Origin of the sequence: Leptothoe sp. LEGE 181152, from assembly GCF_032906605.1 — a bacterium.
GTDB classification, from domain to species: Bacteria; Cyanobacteriota; Cyanobacteriia; order Phormidesmidales; family Phormidesmidaceae; genus Leptothoe; species Leptothoe turfae.
Window position 1 is genome coordinate 274,749 of sequence record NZ_JASATU010000068.1, and the last position, 17,957, is coordinate 292,705.

The following is a 17,957-nucleotide window of genomic DNA, read 5'->3' on the forward strand; positions in this document are numbered from 1 at the left end:
ATAGGGCACTTTTGTTTATTCAGACACTTCGTTAAAACAGCGTTCGGTATCACGTTTGCGCCGCGGCTTACTACATTCTTTGTCTCGACATTGCATAAATTTTTGGAGTTTTGGTGCTCGTTCAAGAATCCAGGAAAACTGATCGCCTCTCTGTGTCAAACTTGCAAATTCTGCAGACGCATCAGCTTTTTGCCTTGCCTGCCGGAGATCTTCGCGAAGAATCTGATTGACCTTTGTTCTGGTTGATTCTCCAACATTGGTCTGCTGCTGAATATCATCAATAATCTGAATAATTTTTACTTGGGGTTCTTCTCGAATGTCTTGAAATCCATAACATGGGTCGCTTGCACTCGGTCCAGATCTCTCAAATTGATCTAATTCTGCTATTTTGCCTTTGACATTCACAAGATTAAGCTCTTTAGGAGGTTCTTGAGCAGTAGAAAATCGGTTTCTTTTACAGGGATCCCTACGGGATTGAATCTTCTCTAGTAGAGTTTTCTCGCCCGGTGGATTAATGATATCTAATTTTTGAAGCGGTAGAGCCTGACCAGGGCATAACCGGTTACGTCTGGCCCAAGATATAGCGTGAACTACCTCATGCACAATAGTGTCGACCAGTTCCAGAGGATTATCTCTGGCTGCCCGTATCTTCGGATTAATCGTCAGGATGCCACGTTTCTGATCGAAACCACCAAACGTCTGAGCACTATCGCTGAATGTACGACGTATACGCAGCTTGATTGGCCCGTGATCTCCTCTTTGGCATTTACAATTTCCTAACCAGTCCCAAAGATTTTGGAATGTAGGATGGTTAAACAACTCATTGATAACAAGCTCTTGCTTTGTACGTTTCTGTTGGCCGAGTTCATTCTCATCATTCTTCTCAGCATAATCAAGACGTTTCTTAAAGCGCTCTAGTGACAGCCGCATAATCATCGGTTTTGTCAACAGTGTTGGATGATGAGATAATGGTGGGTGAAATGTGGTGTTGTTTGCAGGCGTAGCGGTATTGTTATTCACATAAGCGGCTTCATCGTTTGCAGACGTAGTGTTATTGGTATTCACATAAGCGGCATCATCGCGAGATTGCCTCACTCGCAGACGAGAATGTCCTCCAACTTGCTGTATTGTGTGGGTCAATTCATGAGCTAATAACTGTTTCCCGCTAGTTGTCTCAGGTTGAAACTCTTGTTGGCTGAAGAAAATATCCTGACCAAGTGTGAATGCTCGCGCATTCAGTGAACTGGCAATTTTGTTGACAGAGGGTTCGGTATGAATTCGTATGCCACTAAAATCCATGCCGAATCTTGGCTCATAGAATGCCCGTAAAGATTTTGGCAAAGGTTTTCCAAGGTTGCGCAGGGTATTGATTTGAGTCTGAGTGTTTGGTGTGACTTCAGGTGTACTGCCTGGTAATTCTTTTGTTTGAAGCGTCTCTTCATCTTCCTCCTCAGACTCGACCTGCCTCTGCATTAAGGGTGTCGCTTTTGGTTGAATCGTTTCCTCCTCTTCACACTGAGTACATTTGCACTGAATGGCAGGAGGCGTTTGCGCAGAACGGAGCTTGGCTTGAACAATGTCTTCATCAGCTTCCTCCAGGTCAACTTGGCGTTGAATCTGAGGTTCTGGCATCCGCATTACTTGATCTGCAATGCGATCCGCTTCTTGTTCATATTTATCATTCGGTCCCCCAATCTTCAGCTTCGGCTGAATTTTTAGCATGGGTGTTCCTAATAGCTCATGTAGAATTGGTGGTGCTTCTTTGGCTTCTGTTCGCTCGCTTGCCTGTTGTTTCAGTGTCAGTAACTGACCGCCAGACCCACCCCGATGCCCTAGCCCTGAAGACCTTTCACACCCACATTGGCGCTGTAATAGATGCGATGACTTTGAAGTCACGGACGGCTGAAATTCTGTCTTGATGTGTGTTTGTGCTTGCTTACCCATGGCCCAAGCCCTGATAAATCGATTGCGCAATGCGAGTCCCCATTACTCGGGGAGGGATATCTGTCGCCATTTCAAATGATCCCCCATTCAGTTGATTCATGCTTCTTCCCTGCTCTAACGCTCGCGGCATGCCTTGCTCAGCAAATAACCGAGCCAATTCTGCTTGCAGCGCTGCCCCAATGCGATCGCGATCCAAAGCCGAAAATCCATGCAGCGTGAGCCGATCAATATGCAGATTCAAAGAATAGGGAGGGAGGGATTGAGACTTAAACGTCTGTGATTCAACTGGCTGCCGCACCGACTCAAAGGAAGACCCATGGGAGCTGTCAACCATATTGCCCATATTCTCTACGGTCGGCTGTTGCCCCTGGTGGTCTCCGCTCATACCCATCCCTTCACTTCCGTATCTGTCAGTGTCTTTTCAAGCTTAGAATACTCAGTTTTCGCTGCTCGCAATAAATGATGCATTGTCACTGGTGTATCAGCATCTGCCGCTAGAAATGAAGCATTCAAGGCAATGTTACGAATATTGCCCCCAGTAATATTTAAGCGGGCCAGCTGATGAAAATCTAACCCGTGGGTCGGCATCTGCTCCGGGAAAATTCGCCGCCAAATCTCCAGCCGCTGTTCCACACTGGGAAACGGAAACTGCACCACAAAGCGCAGACGGCGCAGAAATGCAGTATCCAGGGCCTTCTTTAAATTTGTTGTCAAAATAGCTAGCCCTCGATAGGCTTCCATCCGCTGCAGTAAATAACTCACCTCAAGATTGGCATAGCGATCGCGAGCATCTTTGACATCACTGCGTTTACCAAACAGGGCGTCGGCCTCATCAAACAGCAAAATAGCGCCACCCGCTTCGGCCCCATCAAACACCCGCCGCAGATTTTTCTCTGTTTCACCAATATATTTATTTACCACCTGGCTCAGATCGATGCGATATAAATCTAACCGCAGCTCATGGGCAATCACTTCAGCTGCCAGGGTTTTACCGGTGCCGCTAGGGCCAGCAAACAGAACCGTAATGCCCAGACCATGGGAGCCCCGAGTGGTAAAGGCCCAGGTGTCGTATACCTTAGCCTGCTGCCTCACCTGGGCGGCAATTTCTCGCAGCATTTGTTGTTCCCGCTCTGGCAGTACCAATTCGTTCCAGGTAGCTTTAGGGATAATCCGCTGGGCCAGATCATTTAACTGGGGCCGGGTCTGTAGGCGACAGGTTTCCCAAAGTCTTGCATTCAAGGTTTCGGCTAGGTTCTCGGTGAGATTTTCAGCTAGATTCTTCGTTAAATGAGGCTTAGGTAAACGACTGACTTCAGCACAGACAGACTGGATATTCACAGCACTGAGCCGAAACTGAGAGACCAAACTATCCAGGTGGCCATTGACCTCTAAGGCGTGGGTATTGAGGGCTTGCTGCCATAGCTGTCGCTGCTCTGACCAATTCGACCTGGGTAGTTCCAGGTGAATCATAGCCCGATCGCCGATGACAACTGGATCGGTGCCGACTATCACCAGGTCTGTCTGTAAACTCTCTACAAATGGAATAACGGTTTGTTTTAAAGTGGTGGCGGGCAGCTGGCTACAGTCCAAAAGCAATATGCTCCGGCTGAGGACGGCTTCGCGTTCCCACAGTCTGGCCAGGGCTTCGCGCTCTGCGATCGCACCCGGAATATCCATAGCCCGCAAACGATACAGGACGGTGCCTAAGGCTTGACAGGCGGTGGTTGCGATCGCGCTACCCACATCCTGTCCACCCCATAGCTGAATGATCGGAACCGATAGCTGACTCTCCAACCAAATATCAGCCATTTCTTGGGCGATCCGTTGCTGAGACGGTAATAAATAACCAGGAGCCTGCAACCGATAGATCAGGCCATCTAAACGCTTATCCAGGTAGGGCACTCCGGTTAAATAATGCAGCACCCGTTCATCAATTCGTAAGCGACTCTGGGTCAAACTATCACTGTTAACCACCTCAATCAGCCGCCAACGGCGCAACGGTGACACAGGTGCCAGCGCGTCCCAGCGAGCCTCTGGAAAGGCCGCCAACGCCAAGCTAAACGTCGGGTACATAAATCGTTCACCCTGGGCCGCTCCACACAGTTGGGTCAAAGACGCACTCAGCTCTACCCCAGCACAGAGCAACAACACCTGGCGTTCAAAGTGAGTTAACCCAAAGGCATCACATAAATAATCCAGAGCAGATGCAGGCTGATTGGCTGTAGAGTTCTCCACTATTTCTGTAGGGGCCGCTGTTTCCTGATTAACCGATTCTCCCTGACGCTGTTTTATGTAAGTCCGCAAACATTGACACACATCCTCTAACGCCGTGGCTAGAAAGCGTTGATTTGTGGTTTGCCAGTCCTGGTCAGTTGGCATCATGGGCTTACAGTAACGGTTGGGGCAGAATAGGAACCTGTTTCTGGTTGTAATTCACTTTCAGCACCATCAATCCGTAACCGCACCAAATATTCACCTGGAGTGAAATCAGCCGGAATATCAAACGTCAGTGTCGTCGTTGGTAAAGCACCCACTAGCTGAAAATTAGAAATTGATTGATCGCCTAGAAGCAGCTGCACCTGTTGCCGCTCACTGACAGGGGTAACAACGGTTAGAGTCAATGATTGATTTTGTGCCACTGGGTCTGGATTAATGCTAAAAATCTCAGGCCTTAAAATAAAGGAAACTGTATTGGACTCAAAGCCTTCTCGCAAGTCTGCTGGATCTTCGTCATTGGGTTCGTAATTAATGTAGTGAACAACCTGGACGGTTTTTACGCCAGTTTGTAACGTATTGGGCAATTCAACAGAAATCTCTGTATCATTTATATTGTCTGCTGTTGGAGCTATCTGAGTGTCTCCATTAATTCGTACCCTGAGCTCATCTGCCTGCAAGTTGTAGCCTTGAATGGTGAGTGTCCCACTCGGATTAATCAACTGAGGTTGTACCGCATTGATTACCGGGCGCTTCAAAGGCATAACGAATACCTGGCTTTCCCGTACAGGCAGTGCTGAGCGAGTAGTGCGATCGCTTTCAATAAGTACTACAGAGACGTGATAAGCCACCGTTGGCCGATAATTTGTCTGAAAAGCTGACCACAGTTTTGAAATCTCTTCTGTACTCAACCCTTCAGGGGTGATTTTTATCATTTCAATTTGTTCTGCCAGGGTAGATGCAGCCAGAATATTTTCAGGAAAATTAACTAAGTCCGAAAGCCTTGCACTGATCAGCTCACGGGGGAGTACACTGGCTTCATGCAACACTTGCATGCCGTAGCCCAGCATCACCTCAGCGCGAAATGGCACCTGACTGTAAGCACTCAGCAAATAATGTAAATCTAGAGCCAGCGGTGGACAACTCACCCGTTCTCCCTGGGAATCCCTGGCTGGATAGCCAATATTTCGCCAGCCCACATTGGGCATTACCCGATAGAGAAACAAATTCAGCGTATCTGGCACATTCACTTCATTCGATGCCAGCACAGTGTCAGGTGGGAGTACAGAAACATCTGGCGTACTTCCCCCCAAGTTCCCCGAAACACTGGCCAGCCGATTGGTTAATACACCTCTAAGAACGGCTGTAACAGCACCAATCGCAAGGGCAGTACTCATGGCTTAAACTCCATGGCGCGAGCTATTTCGAGCCTTTAAATAATCCTGTAGGGACGGCTTCGCAGGGCGAGACTTAGATGATTTAGGCGGAGCCGATTTTGGGATAACAGCTCGCACATCAATGCGCCCAATGGTGACCTGAATGGTTGGACCACTGGTCTCAGATGATAAAGGAGAAGAAGATCTAGAGAAAGAGCGAGGTGAGGAACAGAATTCAGGAGCACCTAACGATTTTGCAGAAGAGTCATCAGCGACGTTTTGGGACTGACTAAGGCCAACTAACAAGGGTTGAATAGGCTCAACAGCAGACTGTTGCCTGGTTGGTGTTGAGCCCTGAGGAGAAGCTAACACTTGAGAAGAGGCTAACGATGGTGGGGACTGTTGAGTTATCGGTATGCTTGCAGCTATGGGCCGAGGAAGACTTGTTTCGGTTGCGGGCTCAACAACAGATCCTGAAACAGGAACATCTGTTTCAGATAATTTTGGAGCGGGTGCAGATGGTTGTAAGGGGGCTAGCAGAGGCCTAGGTCTTACCAAAGATACTGATAAATCATCAGATATTGATGGAGGTATAGAGGGAGCAACCGATGACTGAGGCGGTTGAGATGGCTGAGGCAGTAGCGTGGAAGGAACTTGCTCTGCAGAGGTAACCATATGTGGTTGAGGCGGCTGCACATTAGGCTCGCTGGCTGTGGTTGGCCCACTCTCAGACGTCTCAGCTTCAGCCTCCATGGGGAACTGAGGCTGAAGCGACACAGTGTCCGCCGGTGGCTCAAACCTCGACGCTAAACGAGGACGCACCATGGATAGATGACCCATATTTTTGGCGACTATGGTTTGGAGGTAGTGACTCATTGATGGATTATCTCCAAATAAAACTGTCGACGCTGAGGACTCATGGCTAAAATGTCAGCTTCTCGCCAACCGTAGGCAGATGCTAACTGATGCACATCTTGTAAAATTCGCTGTGCCCAGGCCGTCAGCTCCTGCCAGAAAAAACTCAAAATATCGAATGGGGCCTGCCATTGGTGCCCACAGTCAGGACAACTGACTGCAAGCTGTATATCGGCTTGCTGATCCGCCTGTTCCATTTTCTCAAGCAGGGCTTGATTGACAGAAGGTGGAATGTGGTTAGGTAAAACCGGCTGACCCTGGTAGTGCACAGAGAGAATACAGCGTTCTAAAATTTGCTGTGCCGCCTGGGCAACATTAGACATCTGTTCAACTGCACATAGATCCAGGCTGTTGGGGAGCCTAAACTTGATCTCATAGTCTTCTGTTGTTAGCAGTAGACCTGATGTTGACTCTAACACCGACGGTTGCCGAATATCAGATACGGCAAAGTTAAGCTCTAACGCATTATTGCAACTAGGGCAATTTACAACGCTAACCAGATTTGACCCCAGAATTTGTTCTCTCAAGGTGAGTAAATGACTATCCCGTTGACCAATACTTAACTGAACTAGTTGTTCAGGGGATTGCCCTGGGCAGGCTGCTATCAACAACAGCAACCCACGCTGAGCTGTACTTTGGGAGATTCCTTGTTCCCATACCGTAAGCAAATTAGCCGCTGTCAGCCCTTTCATGGGTCACCTATGGTTCAACAAAACTAGGCTCAGATGGTTCGACCACATCAAGGTCACGCTCAAATCCCTCATTTTGTAAGGTCACCATTTCAAAGGCAATGGCATTTGCGCTGGCATCCAACTCTGGCAATGCTTGACATTCTGAGGGCCAACAGCGGTAGACTTTGTATGAGATCGCAACCTGTCCTGCCTCGTTCATAAGTTCGATAATGATATCCTTGCGAAAATCCGCCAGCGATACCTCTGCCCCCAGGCCAGAACCATAGTTCCACACCTTATTACACCACCGCTCAAATTCCAGATCGTGGGTCACGCCACGCTCTAGCGTAATCGCCTCAAACTTGCTCTGGCCAGGAGACTTACGCACGGTGCTCGGGTCGCCTCCCTCACGATGTTCCACCACTTCGGTGGTGCGTTTCAGGGCACCCACCTTACTCACACCTGCTACATATCGCCCATCCCATTTGACGCGAAACTTAAAATTTTTATAGGGGTCAAAGCGTTGAGCATTGACACTAAACTGTGCCATTGTGAACTCCTCCTATTAAGTTTGAATTTGACCAGCCAGCTGTTGCAGTTTAATAAAGACAAATTCAGCAGGCTTGAGCGGTGCAAAGCCCACTAAAATATTGACAATACCTTGATTAATGTCGTTTTGAGTTGTTGTTTCTTTGTCACATTTCACCAGATAGGCCTGGCGTGGCGTTTGCCCCTGGAAGGCCCCTTGACGGAATAAATTATTCATAAATGCGCCAACATTGAGGCGAATTTGTGCCCATAGCGGCTCATCATTGGGTTCAAAAACAACCCACTTGAGACTTCTAAAGAGGGTTTCTTCAATAAACAACGCTAGCCGTCGCACTGGCACATACTTATACTCTGAACCAATGGCATCGGCCCCATCTAAAGTGCGTGCTCCCCAGCAGATTGTTCCATAGATCGGAAATGTGCGTAGACAATTAATTGCTAGGGGATTCAGGGTGCCATTTTCCGCATCCGTCAGCGAGGCATCCAACCCAAACACATTGCTGAGGGTGGCATCAGTTCCTGCGGGGGCTTTCCACACCCCACGCTCACTGTCAGTACGGGCATAAAGCCCAGCAATTGTACCGCTGGCACCCACTGTGCGCAGCTTAAAATTATTCAATGGATCAGGCATTTTGACCTGAGGGAAATAGAGAGCAACATGATCAGACCTCAGGTTGTTGTTGGCCCCTAGCCAGGCTTTAATTGCCTGGGGAGTACTCAGGTTGTTGGGCGTATCCATCAGAAATAGGGCTCGCCGTCTCCGACAATAGCTTTCGGCCATCGTCATCACCGCCCCGGCCTGCTCTGCTGTTAATGAGCCAGTACCGTCAACGATGGCACTGCGTGGGATACAAAGCAAGTTAAACAGATCCACATCTTCCAGGGCATGAATCCCTGTTTTTGCCGTCGGATCACCAATCAACTCGGTGCTACTGGGTAAGGCTCCATTATCGCCAGCAGCCCCAGCAGTCTGACCACTGCCAGCAATGGCACCCCCACCCAGAACATATTCCTGGATATTGGCGCTGGCAGTGGGCGCACTTGTCAACAGCAGAGCATCTGACGTGGCACCAGCCGTGAAACCGATTACATCACGGGGGTTACCTGGTCCGGCTAGGATCAATAAGCGATCCCCTACCACTGTTACAGTTGCGCCAGCAAAGGCTGGCTCAGTCGGGTCGGTAGCCCGAATCGCAGCTTCTAAGGCAGGGGCAACTTCTAACAGTGAGCGACTACCGACTTCAAGATTAAGAGAAACTGCTGCCGGAGTAGCTGGCAAGGTTATGGTGCCGCCATTTCCGTCGGGGCGTGTAATGGTGACCGTGACCGCTGGTGATGCTGGAATGGTCGGATCATCATCCCCATGGGCAGCAGAAAGGGTGCCATTGGTCTCAGGCAACGATGCCCCGGATGCGGTTACCTGTATCAGCTGTGAGCCCGTATTGGGATCATTGACTACGGCATCTACAAAATTGTTCTGATCTACAGTCATTGAAAGATTTTGGAAAATCTCTTGCCGTAGGGGAACCAGACCCCCATCAGCTGGATATTCCGAAACGATCAGGTTAAACTCATCGGCTACCGTACCAACTGGTTCAACTCGAAACCGGACATTATCTCCCCATGTGCCGTGGCTAATGGCTTCAACAGTGAGAGCATTAATTACTGCCGTTGAAGCACTGGCTGCATCCGTTGTCACCCGCACAGTCCATGCTTCTGTCCCACCATTCAGAAAAAATTGCTGAATAGCGTAACTGGCTTCGCTATTAGAGTTTAAGCCGCCAAACGCTCGATTAAAATCTCCTATATTAAAGAGTTGAACCGGGCTATCAACAGGGCCCCTGGTGAAGTAGCCGACAACGGCCAGAATAGATGTGGCGACACCTGTAATTGTGCGAATGCCACTGGGAAGCTCCTCAACATAGACACCTGGATAGGTTGGCGTAATTGGCATGGGAAGGAATCCTTGAATTTCAATTACAGCATTATTGTGGTGACCGTGGTAAAGGTATCAATTGCACCCCTCTCTAATATTAAAAATCTACGACAAGATACCTTACAGTAGTTTTCTTTTATGCGTAACGAAGGTGACTCTATGGGATATTTACTCTAGTTAATAAATTTAGCTGACAAAAATCCCCATAGTTAACCCATTCAAAAGCTGATGTACCTTTTAATCTTAAGAAGTACCTCTCATTAAGAAATAGCGACACACATCTCTACTGAATTGTAGGAACTTGCAATTTATCGCATCAGTTTTAAATGACTCGTAATATTTTTTGTTTAACTAATGATTCTTCCATTAATGAAGATGTGATCTCCAGCTTGAAGGGAAATTTTCATAAAAGAAACGAAAATTGCCTCTTTTGCCCCTGTGTGGACTAAAATCTCTTCAATGCCAAGGGTTTGATAAGTTTGGGCGATTGTTTTCTGTGGTTCTGGGCTGCCTTGTGTTTCTGTGTGGCCCAGTCAAGTTTGATGACGTTTCTGTATGCCGCACGGGCGGTAACGAGGACGTCATGCAGTCCGGTTCATTCGCCTTATTATCAGCCGCAGCTTAGTCCTTGAGTATGTTTGCTTCTTTTAGCGATTCGTAAATGGCATCCGTATTTCGTGGGTCATGACCTTGAAAAAAATCTTCTGTTGGATATCCAAGATCTATTCGAATTTGATCTTCGCGAAGGGGGATTCTATCGAACGGTTGGAGATCAATGACTGGGGTGCTTAAAGTAATTGAGGATAAGGATGTTATGAAGTTGCCGCGGTAAATGGGCTGACCTTTGGCTGTAAGTTGGAATGGATGTCCACCGACAAGATCTGGGGTTAGCCTTGTTAAAAGCCGTTCCTTCACACCTGGCTTCAACGTGATTGTGTGGGATTCCCAGTCGTATGATGCGATGTTGTTTGTCGTGATGAGTATGGTCCCATCAGACGAGTTGATTGAAAATAGAGAGAGTGATCTTTCTTTATTCGTGGATGGACTCTGTAGATCAGCGATATCAGATATTGTCGCTTGATGAGGACTACAGCCAAGGCAACCGAGAAATACTGTTACGATTACGAGACTTAATAATTTGCTCATGTTTAGGCTGATAACGTGGAATTGGGCGGCGGTCAGCACTTTGATTGTAGTTGATAGCCTTTGCTCTGCCGCACCAACGCAGTTTTAGGCATCGCTGTCTATTTTTGATGGTGCTTTGGCAGCGTCTTGTATCCTTTGCTTAAGAAGATCAACCGTGTCAGAGTCCAGTTCCTTCTCTGGCGAGACCGTTTCTCGTTCAGTCAGTGCCGTTGTGATCTCAGCTGAAGAAGCTTTTCCTAGTTCTTGCAACAAAGAATTGAATGATAGCTTCTGTTGCTGGATTTCTTCTTCAGGAACTGAGCTAACAGAATAGGCAAGTGTTACCTGTCGCGTCAGAGCATAGACAATATATTGATTTAAGGAAACACCTTCACCTTCTGCCAAATTAGCCAGTTGCTGGTGTAGTGTTTCTGGTAATCGAAGGGTTAATCTACTCATGCTTCACCTCCATTTCCTGCTAATTTGACGACCAATTCAACTGGAGTCATTTCGCAAAGATGAATCAGTAGCTATGACACTACTGTAGCACCGTATTTAGTGTCATGGCATTTATGCAGTCATGAAAATAATTCCTAAGGTTGCTCTTAATGGGCAGGCTAAGATGGCTAATGTTTTTAAAGGGAACGATGTAGCGATCCAACAATCAATACAGCCCAGCACATTATGCAGAGTTAACCGCACCTGTCCAGTATTGAAATGTCTCACCACCAATCTGGTCGCTGTCTTCTTGATAAATTTTCTGTAGGCATTCATAAAATGCTTGAGCTTCCTGGATTAAGCCGAACGCTATTAAGCACTTGAGTATTCGAGTAATATGAAGCTGTGAGATTTTGTTCGGAGTACATCAAAAAATACCTCTGCAATTTTCAAATATTTGATGAGGGAAGAGGCCTAACGCCCATCTTCAGTGGCGTGAGACTAACTATCCCGAAAAGTTTGCTATGCCTTAACCTAAGCGTCCGTTTCAAGGGCTATTCAGGCACTCACAGCTGTAACTGAATATCTGAGGTAAGCTACTGGTTTGACCAGTGTGACTCGAAGAGCTTTGATTGTTCCTTTGATCATAATTTGAGGATAGTTGCCACTCTTTTCTCGCTTAAGATAGCCAGAAACAATGAATTGGTAGTACTCAATTGTCGAGGCAGGGGCAATTCCACCAATAATTCCAACGGTAGGCATATTTAATTTTAAGATTGCTTAGAACAACATTGGCCAGGGAACGTATATAGATTTCTGAATATCGCATTACCCGAACTTCTTTTTGGCTTGCTCGTAGACTTCAATGGTAATTTGGGTAGCGCCTGACTCCTGAGCTAGCTTCTCAATCTTTTTGCGGGCAGCAGGGCGCACGAAAAAGGGAATTTCTTTCAAACGTGCTTTAGCTTCTGGGGTCCATTCAATGGAGTTACTCATGGGCGATCGCATACAGTGCTTTTTTACTTTACAGCTATAAATTCAGCTTTTGCATCGGAAAAGCATTGAATAGGAAAGAATCAGAATTTTCATAAACTAGGTCATGACCTGGGATGATAGCTTAGCCATAGGATTCTCCTGACCAGTCGTACTCCATGTAGGTGGCCGTTTCTAAGGCAACATCCTTACCTAGAAGCTTGGCTACTAGATAAAAGGCCGCATCAATTCCTGCTGAGATACCACCGGAAAAGATGAGCTTGCCACTATCCACCACTCGGGCATTTGCCTTTACCTCCGCAGTCGGCGCAATCTGCTGCAGTTCGTCTAAGGCTCCATGGTGAGTCGTCGCAGCCATATTCTCCACTAAACTTGCTTTAGCTAGAACAAGTGCCCCTGTGCATACTGACAATATATGCTCAGATTGAGGATAACACTGATTTATCCAGGCCAAAAGCGTCTCATTATGCATCTCCTTACGAGTGCCAAAGGGGGTGCCATCAACATGTCTCCCCCCTCCACCGGGTACAACCAAAATATCTGGTTGAGGACATGTATCGAGGGTATAGGTGGGATTAACACTGAGAGAATTTCTAGCGGCAATAGGCGTATGCTCCGCCACGGTGTAGACGTTAAACGGGTCCGAGCCATCTCGCTTGCCAGTCACCGAAAAGACTTCAAAGGGACCACAGAAATCCAGAACTTCTACATCGTCAAAAACGAGAATTGCCACATTACGCTGTTTCACTGATTCTCCTATTTATCGTCGTCGTTGGCACCATGGTGATGGCTAAATTTTTAGTAACACGACTAGAGCGACTACAAAGCTCACCATCGCTGTACCCAATTGTAGTAACCGTCGATTCAGCTTAATTATTTTGTTGATGCGCAACAGTCGGACGGCAAAATAGGCCACAATCGCTACAATCACGGCTAGCAAGACCTTAAGGATTCTACCTCGATAGAGTTCTATTGCGATCGCGACCGTCTTAAGGGTGCTAATCTCAGTGGGGGCCTCCACATCGGGGGTTGCTAAAATCTCCCAGGTGCTACCCCCATCGATGGAGCGATAAATGTCAGTATTCGCTGTCCCAAAGCCAAAGATGGTGTTGTCTTGGGCATAGTTAGGCGAAAACTCGATGGGACGTCCAGCACAGGGCACATTGTACATCCGAGAAAATGCCAGGCTGGCATCGCCAATGGGGGCAAAGGACTCTCCTTTATCCACACTTTTGTACAGTCCTTTGCCGCGTAAACTCACCATAACGGTGCCATCTGCGGCATAGTTAGGTGAGATCGCCACGCCTTCTAAAAAGGCTCGGTCGGGGGCAATATCTGCGATCTCAACTGACTGCCAGCTATCGCCTGCATCTGTAGTTCTAAACAATCCATCGTAGCTACTGACAAATAGGGTTTGGTCCTGGGGATAATCAGGCGAAATCTCAATGTGTAAATTGCCAGCTGTGGCGATGGGGCTAGCTTCCGTAGTAGACTGCCAGGTTTCACCAGCGTCTGTGGATTTGTAAACACCGGTCTCTGCAACCACATACAAGGTGCGATCTTCGGCAAACCCAGAGGAAATCACCATGGAAGGACTATCATTTCCTCGTTTCCAAGGCAGTTTTGCAACTTCTTTGAGCGTTTTACCCCCGTTGGTAGAACGAAAGAGGAGTCCCGCCTGGTTGCCAACATACATGGTTTTATCAGAGCCAAACTCAGGGGACAAAAGCAATGTTAGTCCGCGAGCTTCTTTACCTAGGGCGTGGATAGACCAGGATTTCGCTCCATTGGTTGAGCGTAAAAACTTTGTCCATAGACCTGCCGTAAATACTGTTTTATCAGTGGCATAATCAGGAGAAAAGGCGATATCAAAAAACCGTCGTGGATCCTGATAAGTCTCCTTAAAACTACGGTTTAACCGAGGCACTTCAGCCCCATTCATGGTCAGCTGCCAGGTTTTACCCTGGTCATTACTGGTCATGATTTTGCCCACATAGGTGGTCAAGGCCAGGGTACCATCTTCACCATAGTTCGGTGATATATCCATCGCGACCACCACACCCGGATCTAATGTGTTGATCTCTCGCCACCGTTGACCGCTTTGAAAAGAACGATAGAGACCGTTAAAGCCACCTAAAAATACGGTTTTGTCGTCAACAAAATTGTCCGATATAGCAATCTCACTAAAGTGATGGGTCTCAAACTCATCAGCTTGCCGATCTTTCTTTAGACCATGGGGATAATCAGTCCAGGTCTCACCACTATCCAAAGAGATAGAGATGCCCTGATCCCAACTAGAAATCATGACTCCCCTAGAATTACCCGGCAGGGTTTTCACATCCTGAATCCGTAAATCCTCTAACCCCTTATTGACCTCAAGGATTTCTAAGGTCCCAGGATTTAGTCGAAACACCCCTTTAGAAGCAGTTCCCACGTACACAACCGTGCCATTAGACGCAAGGGTTGTAATCGAGTCGTCTGCCACCGTGAGCAATGATTGCCAACTTTGACCAGTATCATCTGAACGGAACAGTTGCCCCGTCTCATCCCCAGCCCATAGAACGCCATCTGCATCAGTCAGCGCTCGAAATAGCTGGTTGGCATCCACAACCGAGGACCAGCTTTGACCACTGTCTACACTTCGAAATAGTCCCCCTTCTGTCCCAGCAGCCATCATCACCTGAGGTTGGCTAGATAGGCTATGCACCAAGCCAATGTCCTGGGCCCCTAAGCCATCGCTAGAACGACGCCAACTTTCACCTTCGTCATTGGAGATGAAAATGCCATCACCATGGGTACCGAGGGCCAACATTTTGCCCTCAACTTGATCAATGGTCAGTGTTGAAAGCGGCGTGAGGGTATCTAGTCCCTGGACAATCCGTCGCCAGTGTTCGCCTTTATCAACGGACTTTAGTAAATTGCCCCGCACTACTGTGTAGACCGTCTGATCGGTGCTATAACTGGGCGAAAGCTTGACTTGGGTGACCACATCATGGGGCCGATGGGCCTGGACCGGTTGAAAAGATCCAATAATGGTTAGCAAAAGACTCAGAATCACCAAGCTTAGCCACGGCCTGAATAGGTTAGCTATAGCCATCCTTATGTCTGATAAACCAACCGGAAGGTGGCGTTTAAGGAAATGCATCTTAAAAGACAAATGTTACTAGCTAAATTTCTTCAGGTAGTGGATGCTACAAGACCCGTTGCCAAGCGCTGCTAAAGCTGGGTTTACCTGATTCCAATACGCTTAATTGCTTTGCGATTAAGCGCTTATAAGTACCTATTAAAGATGCAGGCCCAATATATGGGGGCATTCATCAAGAATATTTCATATGTACTTAGTTACATTAATACCCAAAAACTAAGGCATCCTATAGCCCACACCCGTCAGGTCTAAAATTTTTTAATAAATCTGATGAAAATATCATTTCTTTAGAGATCCTAGAAGATATGCATAGGCGCTTATCCACACCTCTGTGGTGCGGCAACGTGTGCTAAAACTAAAGCGCTAGGTGCCATTAGGTGCTGTAATATGGTCCGTCTGATCAACGCCCTATGCACTCAAACCCAAACACAAACTTATCAAGGACAAGGAAGACCAATGGGGTTATTTGATCGCGTTAGCCGACTTATCCGCGCAAATGTCAACGATGCCGTAAGTAAGGCCGAAGATCCTGAAAAGATTCTTGAGCAAAGCATCATGGATATGCAGGAGGATCTGGTACAAATGCGCCAGGCTGTGGCAGGTGCGATCGCAAGCAAAAAGCGGGTGGAGCAGCAGCAGGAAAAAGCTCAGTCAGAAGCTAACGTTTGGACTCAGCGCGCCCAGCTAGCCTTGCAAAAGGGTGATGAAAACCTGGCCCGTGAAGCCCTCGTCCGTAAAAAGAGCCATGCCGAGACAGCGGCAGCCCTAAAGACCCAGCTCGACCAGCAGACGGCTTCAGTGGATACCCTGAAGCGTAATCTGATTGGTCTAGAAAGCAAAATTTCTGAGTATAAGACCAAGAAAAACATGCTCAAGGCCCGTGCCAGTGCGGCTAAGGCCAACGAAAAGCTACAGCAAACCGTGGGCAATCTCAGCACCAACAGCTCCGTCGGTGCCTTTGAGCGCATGGAAGAAAAAATCCTTGAGATGGAAGCCCGTGGCCAGGCCGCTGCCGAGCTAGCCGGTGCCGACCTCGAAGGTCAGTTTGCGAGCTTAGAAGCAGGCAGCGATGTCGATTCAGAACTGGCGGCCATGAAAGCCCAGCTGTCGGGTGGTTCCGTTAATCAGGAAGCTCTGCCCCCCGCTGACGTCCAGCAGCCAGTAGATGCTCCGGTTAATAAAGCTGTTGATGCCGAGTTAGAGGCATTGAAGCAAGAATTGGACAATTTATAATTGGACCATCTGTAGGGTGGGCATTGCCCACCCTCAAGCCATTAGGCAATGGGTTTAAGATAAAACTATTGCCCACTCCCTTTTCCCATGCAATTTGCCAATCGCCTCGCCCCTCTTCAAACCAACGTCTTTGCCGATATGGATCGAGCTAAGGGCAGGGCGCGGGCGGCAGGTAAGACAATCGTAGATTTATCACTGGGGTCTTCGGATTTACCGACGCCAGTCCATGTCTTGGATGCGATCGCAACAGCTGTCCATGACCCGATCACCCATGGTTACAACCTATTTGAAAGTACCCGAGCCTTTCGCCAGGCAGCCGCTCGCTGGTACACCCAGAAGTTTGGTATTGCAGTGGATCCAGAGACAGAGGTCCTACCGCTCATTGGCTCCCAGGAAGGCACGGCCCATTTACCCTTGGCAATTTTGAATCCAGGGGATTTTGCCTTACTGACAGACCCTTGCTATCCCTCCCATGCAGGGGGTATTCACCTGGCCAACGGGCAAATTTATTCCATGCCGTTACTGGCAGAAAAAGACTTTTTGCCCGTGTTCAGCGACATCCCAGCAGCAGTAATCGCCCAGGCACGGCTAATGGTGCTGAGCTATCCCCACAATCCCACGACAGCTACGGCAACACCTGATTTTTTTGCAGAGGCCGTAGCCTTTTGCCAGAAACACGACCTGGTGCTGGTCCATGACTTTCCCTACGCCGACCATTGCTTCAATGGAAAACCTGCGCCGTCGGTGTTGCAAGCGGATCGAGACAAGACCTGCTCCATTGAGTTTTTTAGCTTTTCCAAGGCTTACAACATGGGGGGGTTTCGCATTGCCTATGCCATTGGTAACCCAGAGCTGATTTTGGCACTGCGTCAGGTCAAAGCAACGGTGGATTTTAATCAGTATCAAGGAATTTTGCGGGGTGCGATCGCAGCCCTAAACGGCCCACAGGACTGTGTGCGTGCCACCGTTAATACATTCAAAAACCGGCGTGATGCCATGGTTAACGCCCTCAATCACTACGGTTGGGCAGTGCCTAGCCCTGACGCCACTATGTACCTTTGGGCCAGGCTCCCTGAAGAATTTAACGATTCCATTGACTTTTGTGTGCGTCTGGTAGAGGCCACTGGTGTAGCACTAGCCCCGGGTAGAGGGTTCGGAAAATCTGGCGAAGGCTACGTTCGTTTTGCTCTCGTGCAATCCCCTGAGATTTTAGAACAGGCTGCTCAGCACATCGTTGAGTTTATGAATAGAAAAAATAAATTCAGTGTATAGAAACTTTACTGATGAAGAAACAAGCCTAAACGTATACACTTCAAACACCCCAGATATTACAGGTGATTATCCTTAGGTGTACCAAGTATTTTTATGACACGTATGGGTATGATTTATACGACGAAAAAATGGAGCCCAGTATTCGT

The 17,957-nt window shown here is 47.9% G+C and carries 15 protein-coding genes; 2 read left to right on the plus strand and 13 right to left on the minus strand.

The features are described 5' to 3' along the window. Positions 1 to 15: 15 nt before the first annotated feature. The 13 genes from QGP82_RS34800 to QGP82_RS34860 all read right to left on the minus strand — a co-directional run bounded on the left by QGP82_RS34800 (position 16) and on the right by QGP82_RS34860 (position 15,258). Positions 16 to 1,944: an eCIS core domain-containing protein gene (locus tag QGP82_RS34800; RefSeq protein ID WP_499062343.1), complete on the minus strand. Its 1,929-nt coding sequence runs from the start codon at positions 1,942 to 1,944 to the stop codon at positions 16 to 18. Then, positions 1,937 to 2,329, minus strand: coding sequence for a hypothetical protein (locus tag QGP82_RS34805; RefSeq protein ID WP_163695922.1), 393 nt, complete (start codon positions 2,327 to 2,329; stop codon positions 1,937 to 1,939). The genes QGP82_RS34800 and QGP82_RS34805 overlap by 8 nt, the downstream gene beginning before the upstream one ends. After that, positions 2,326 to 4,326 (minus strand): ATP-binding protein, encoded by a 2,001-nt coding sequence (locus QGP82_RS34810; RefSeq protein WP_499062344.1) that lies wholly within the window; start codon positions 4,324 to 4,326, stop codon positions 2,326 to 2,328. The genes QGP82_RS34805 and QGP82_RS34810 overlap by 4 nt, the downstream gene beginning before the upstream one ends. Next, a complete protein-coding gene (locus QGP82_RS34815) occupies positions 4,323 to 5,555 on the minus strand; it encodes a Pvc16 family protein (protein WP_499062346.1) in 1,233 nt (410 codons plus the stop codon). Before QGP82_RS34815 ends, QGP82_RS34810 begins: the two co-directional genes overlap by 4 nt. A gap of 3 nt (positions 5,556 to 5,558) precedes the next feature. After that, entirely contained in the window at positions 5,559 to 6,410 is an 852-nt protein-coding gene (locus tag QGP82_RS34820; RefSeq protein ID WP_499062347.1) for a hypothetical protein, read from the minus strand. Next, positions 6,407 to 7,141: a T4 family baseplate hub assembly chaperone gene (locus tag QGP82_RS34825; protein WP_499062348.1), complete on the minus strand. Its 735-nt coding sequence runs from the start codon at positions 7,139 to 7,141 to the stop codon at positions 6,407 to 6,409. Before QGP82_RS34825 ends, QGP82_RS34820 begins: the two co-directional genes overlap by 4 nt. 7 nt (positions 7,142 to 7,148) lie before the next feature. Next, positions 7,149 to 7,670: a phage tail protein gene (locus tag QGP82_RS34830; protein WP_499062349.1), complete on the minus strand. Its 522-nt coding sequence runs from the start codon at positions 7,668 to 7,670 to the stop codon at positions 7,149 to 7,151. Between the two features lie 15 nt (positions 7,671 to 7,685). Beyond that, positions 7,686 to 9,623, minus strand: a complete 1,938-nt coding sequence (locus QGP82_RS34835) for a phage tail sheath C-terminal domain-containing protein (RefSeq protein ID WP_499062350.1) — start codon at positions 9,621 to 9,623, stop codon at positions 7,686 to 7,688. Between the two features lie 1,212 nt (positions 9,624 to 10,835). Next, complete coding sequence (locus tag QGP82_RS34840) at positions 10,836 to 11,189, minus strand: YlcI/YnfO family protein (RefSeq protein WP_499062351.1); 354 nt, start codon at positions 11,187 to 11,189, stop codon at positions 10,836 to 10,838. 537 nt (positions 11,190 to 11,726) lie between these two features. Further along, on the minus strand, positions 11,727 to 11,930 hold the full coding sequence (locus QGP82_RS34845) for a hypothetical protein (protein ID WP_163659689.1): 204 nt from the start codon (positions 11,928 to 11,930) through the stop codon (positions 11,727 to 11,729). Positions 11,931 to 11,996: 66 nt separating this feature from the next. Further along, complete coding sequence (locus QGP82_RS34850; RefSeq protein ID WP_163659691.1) at positions 11,997 to 12,164, minus strand: PCP reductase family protein; 168 nt, start codon at positions 12,162 to 12,164, stop codon at positions 11,997 to 11,999. Between the two features lie 121 nt (positions 12,165 to 12,285). Next, positions 12,286 to 12,909 (minus strand): DJ-1/PfpI family protein, encoded by a 624-nt coding sequence (locus QGP82_RS34855; protein WP_163695907.1) that lies wholly within the window; start codon positions 12,907 to 12,909, stop codon positions 12,286 to 12,288. A gap of 42 nt (positions 12,910 to 12,951) precedes the next feature. Further along, positions 12,952 to 15,258, minus strand: coding sequence for a WD40/YVTN/BNR-like repeat-containing protein (locus QGP82_RS34860; RefSeq protein WP_499062353.1), 2,307 nt, complete (start codon positions 15,256 to 15,258; stop codon positions 12,952 to 12,954). A gap of 504 nt (positions 15,259 to 15,762) precedes the next feature. Here QGP82_RS34860 and QGP82_RS34865 point away from each other — a divergent pair. Both QGP82_RS34865 and QGP82_RS34870 read left to right on the plus strand, forming a co-directional pair. Beyond that, positions 15,763 to 16,539, plus strand: coding sequence for a PspA/IM30 family protein (locus QGP82_RS34865; RefSeq protein WP_499062354.1), 777 nt, complete (start codon positions 15,763 to 15,765; stop codon positions 16,537 to 16,539). An 87-nt stretch (positions 16,540 to 16,626) separates the two neighbouring features. Then, on the plus strand, positions 16,627 to 17,811 hold the full coding sequence (locus QGP82_RS34870) for an LL-diaminopimelate aminotransferase (RefSeq protein ID WP_499062355.1): 1,185 nt from the start codon (positions 16,627 to 16,629) through the stop codon (positions 17,809 to 17,811). Positions 17,812 to 17,957: the final 146 nt, after the last annotated feature.